The 1,004-nt window shown below is 43.0% G+C and carries 1 protein-coding gene and 1 pseudogene; one reads left to right on the top strand and one right to left on the bottom strand.

The window, feature by feature from the left end; translation table 11 throughout:
* A partial coding sequence (locus ACS8FD_RS17030) for a Nif3-like dinuclear metal center hexameric protein (RefSeq protein WP_439276713.1) occupies positions 1–491 on the bottom strand: 491 nt, incomplete at its 3' end.
* A 312-nt stretch (positions 492–803) separates the two neighbouring features.
* Here ACS8FD_RS17030 and ACS8FD_RS17025 point away from each other — a divergent pair.
* Positions 804–1,004 (top strand): annotated as a pseudogene (locus ACS8FD_RS17025) (serine protease); the annotation flags it as partial.

Genomic DNA, 1,004 nt, shown 5'->3' with positions numbered 1-1,004 from the left:
ATCGTCTGAATTAGGGTTTCGGCACTTTGCGGCGTACAAATAGCGATATTGCCCACAGGATGGGTCTCATGAGGGTAGAGTGCTTCAGTGATCGTCAGTCCTAGCGTCTCAGCGAGCTTTGCATTGTTACCGATGATAGGGTGTGCATCAAGCGGTAGGTGATAGCCAATCATCGAGATACCATGCTGCATCAATTTGCGAATACGCCGACCCTTCATACCAGTAATAGGCTCAGGTTCACCTTTCCAAAAGTAACCATGGTGTACCATAATCGCGTCGGCTTTCGCCTCGATAGCAGCATCGATCAAGGCCTCACAAGCAGTAACACCGGTCACAATACGTCTGATAGGCTGCCCGCCATCTACTTGCAATCCGTTTGGAGCATAGTCTTTAAAGGCATTTGCAGATAAATAGTCATCGCAAAACTGCGTTAACGCTTGGGCAGTAATCGCTACATTTGATGAGTCGTATGATGGGTCTTTTGCTGACATTGGGTGTCCTTATGATTTAAGTTGAAACTATTGTTCTAGCTGACCTTGTTTGAGCCAATTTAACAATCACCGTTCATAAATTTGTAGTAATCATTTTAGCATGATGTTGCAAATGAGTAGATAAACCCCATAACTGAAATGGTACACGATACGTTACTATTTTGATGTATGGGCAGTTATAATTTACATACGTGAGCCTACTGGATGAATAGGTTTTAACGGGTTGTGTGGTACTTAATAGCAAGCAAAAAATAGTCGTCATCCCATTGTATTCAATAACGTCTGTTTGATTAAATTTATAGAGGTTTATATATGTCGTCATCTCCAAACACCAACAACAAGGCAACACTGTGGAAGTGGTTACCTTGGGTTTTATTGCTGGTAATAATTGCAGCGTTTGTCTGGTTGTTTATGAGTATGAAGACACCATCGAAGACAGCGTGGGAGCCACCAAGAACGACCGCGGCTGAGCAAGAAGCTATAGCACCTGCATCTGATAAACCTGAACCTATT

The sequence above is a fragment of the Psychrobacter sp. 1U2 genome (assembly GCF_051847575.1).
Note: the sequence above shows the minus strand (reverse complement) of the source record. Positions and strands in the feature narration are given on the sequence as shown.